The organism is Mammaliicoccus sp. P-M59 (assembly GCF_022386135.1).
Lineage (GTDB): Bacteria > Bacillota > Bacilli > Staphylococcales > Staphylococcaceae > Mammaliicoccus > Mammaliicoccus sciuri_A.
In genome coordinates this window covers 1-3,422 of sequence record NZ_JAJNJJ010000018.1, presented here as the reverse complement: position 1 = coordinate 3,422, position 3,422 = coordinate 1, and the positions used below count along the sequence as shown (strand labels likewise).

General features: G+C 28.4%; 3 protein-coding genes. All 3 read right to left on the bottom strand.

Annotated elements, in window-relative coordinates; all coding sequences use genetic code 11:
• Positions 1-130, bottom strand: a 130-nt coding sequence (locus LQ617_RS15625) for a sugar phosphate nucleotidyltransferase (protein ID WP_345773058.1), incomplete at its 3' end; no start/stop codon positions are given.
• Between the two features lie 28 nt (positions 131-158).
• Entirely contained in the window at positions 159-1,652 is a 1,494-nt protein-coding gene (locus LQ617_RS15620; RefSeq protein ID WP_126477717.1) for a glycosyltransferase, read from the bottom strand.
• A gap of 409 nt (positions 1,653-2,061) precedes the next feature.
• Positions 2,062-3,422, bottom strand: a 1,361-nt coding sequence (locus LQ617_RS15615) for a phospho-sugar mutase (protein ID WP_239740780.1), incomplete at its 5' end; no start/stop codon positions are given.

Below are 3,422 nucleotides of genomic sequence, written 5' to 3'. Positions count from 1 at the left end.
CTTCTACAATATATTGAATTGTTGGTTTATCTAATATTGGTAACATTTCTTTAGGCATTGCTTTTGTAGCAGGTAAAAATCTTGTTCCTAAGCCAGCGGCAGGGATAATTGCTTTTTTTATTTTCATTATTTTTCTTCCTCTCTTGAATAACTTGATTTTAAATATTAATTTTCTTAACTTCATTTATTAATTCTTTAAAATTATTTACTGCACTTTCATAACTAAGTTCTTTTTTATTTTCAACATTATTTAATGGATTTTGTTTAATTTTCACCATTGCATCAGCAAATGCATCAATATTATTTGCCTCAATTAAATAACCATTTTCTCCATCAACAATTATTTCGCTTGGACCATATTTAATATCATAAGAAATAGTTGGACAATTTTCATTGATACTTTCCATAACTGTTAATGCAAACCCTTCAAATTTACTTGTCAATAACGATGCTAAGGACTCCCTGAATGCTAAACCAGGATTACTAGTAAAATCATGTATTTCTACATAATTTTCAAGTTCATTTTCTTTAACAAGTTTTTTAATTTCATCTTTCTCTTTAATATCTGTGCCACCATATAAAACAAGTTTAGTATCAAACCCATGCTGATTAAATTTCTTAAAACCTTTAATAAGATGAGGCATCTGTTTTTGTTCATTAAATCTACCTAAATAAACGAATTGGTCTTTCTTTTCAGCAATTTCATTTGATTTCTCAATAAAATGTGGTATAACTGTAAATTTTTCATTTTCTATATTAAATTCTTCTTGAATATCTCTTTGTTGAGAATGAGTAAGTAAATAATATTTAGTTACTTTATCAGAATTATTCAATGCATATTTATAAGAATTTTTAATTTCTCCATCCACTTTATGAGCATTATGAAAGACTAGTATTGGTTTTATGTCCACCTTACAATCCAATAAAGGGCGATCTAAAAGTCTTGCATCATTAAAAACTATATCCCCTTTTTTAAATAAACAATTAAAGAAATACTTAAATAAATCTTTTTCTGTTTTGTAAATACTATTAAGAATTCCATCCTTATATGTATAAATATATTCTAATTTATTAGCTTCATTATCTTCATAATATTTTTTACAATAAATGTTACCTTCTAAGTCATAAAAGTTTTCCGCTAATTTTTTGTTAAATTTAGGACTATAATTGGTAATCTTATGGAGTATACCATTTATATTGTACTCCCATCTTTCTGTTTTATGCTTTGTACCTGTAACAAAATAATCCTCAAACTTAACAATTTCAGAATTAGGATAATATTGACGGTATAGGATATACCTATCATTGTCATTGTCATAATACCTTACGCAATTTTTATCATAATTGGGTACAGCATAATAATTTTTTACTCTAACTGGTTGATGCACTGAAATATCAACTTCAACATTATTTAAATTATGTAATTTAAAATTTGATAACCAATCATATATATTCACAATATGAGTATCTTCATTTAAAGTATTCTTTCTAATAAACGTTGAATAAACACACTCATAATTCGGATTATAATTAGTAGTTAAGATTGTTTGTTTTACATTTAGCTCGTTATTGTATAAAGCAATTCTACGTAGTAATGCTTTGGTTCTCCCTGCATGCATTTCAGGTAATGTAGATGTAACAGTATAAATCATGATTAATCATCTCATTTCATTTTTATGTTGTGAAAATAGTTATTATATAAAGTTAAATATGAATATATAAATTGATATTGACCAATGTGGCATATGTGGTCAATCCTACTTTCAAATAACAACTAATTTTCTTTGTTCCTTTGTTTTTTGCATGATCCAAAAGTATTGAAAAAAGAACAATTTTCATACAACGATTATATCATGTTTAGTAAAAATAAAAATAAAAACATTTAAATTTTGTCATTGTTTCTTCATTTCAAATAAAATAACAATGAATTGTAATTTTACTAATTTAACTTTCAAAATACTTTAATAGCATAAAATATCCGGTTATAACTTTCACCAAATTTAATCGTGCACAAAAAAGCAACCTTCCGTTTTTCTTGAAAGGTTGCTTTTTGTATATTTCTTATTTTAAATTAAATTTTCTTTCAAATTCTTCAATCACATCATCCAATTTCTCTACATCCAATGAGAAATACAGTTTCATTTTTGGTTCTGTTCCTGATGGTCTAACTGCTATAAATCCTTCTTCAAATATAAATTTGATAAGATCTGTTTGAGGCAACTGAATAGTGCTTTTCTCACCACTTTGTATATCACGAGATTCTTGTGTGATGTAGTTTTCTATATACAATGGCGTTAAATTGTCTAACTCAATTGTTTCTAACTGTTTAAAGTCATTCATAATTTGTTGGATTTTTTCTCGTCCTTCTGCACCTGCAAATGTTGGTGAGAGTGTCTTATCTTTATACTGTCCTAGTTCTTGATAAATATTGTCTAAAACATCTTTGAAAGTTTGATTATCTTGTGACAATTGTTCTTTATATTTAATCAATAGTGCTGCTGTTTGTATCGCATCTTTATCTCTTGAGAAGTCTTCTACTAAATAACCATGGCTTTCTTCGAAAGCTAAGACTAGTTGTGATTGTTTATCTTCTAATTGCTTTAATTGTTCTGAGATGTATTTGAAACCTGTTAATACATTGATGACTTCAATGTTCAATGATTGGGCTAGTTTTTCACTTAAAGCACCTGTTACGACAGATTTAATCATGTATTTATGTACATCACTTGTTAATTGCGCATGTCTTAGTTTAATGAGTAATAGTCCAATCTCATTACCATTGAAATATCTTGTTGTCCCATCTTCATAACGTTCAACAATACCGATTCTGTCGGCATCTGGATCAGTTGCGATAATAAGTTGAGCCTGTTCTTTCTCAGCTAATTGTTTACTTAAATCAAACGTATCTGCTTCTTCCGGATTGGCTATACGCACTGTTGGAAAATCACCGTTAGGTGTAGATTGTTTTTCTTCAACAACATAGTTTGTATATGACAAATCTTCAAGTACATCTGACAATAAAGGCAGACTTGTGCCATGTAAACTTGTTAAAATTGTTTTTGTTTCAGCCGATTCAAATGAACCAACAAGATTTTTAACCGCTGCTTTATAAGCTTTAGTTGTTTCATCTTTAAATGGTAAGATCAGTTCACGTTCTTGTAATGCTTCAAAGTCGTCTGCTTGTATATTTAATGGGTCTTCTACTGTATCAATATAACGGCTTAATTCTAATGAAGGCTCTGTTAATAACTGGCCACCATCTGAACCATATACTTTAATTCCATTATAATTCTTAGGGTTATGGCTTGCCGTAATCATAATACCCGCTGTAGTTTTCAAGTGTCGTACTGCGAATGACAGTTCTGGTGTTGATTTGTATGTTTCTGGCAAGATAACTTCAATACCATTAGTACCTAATACTT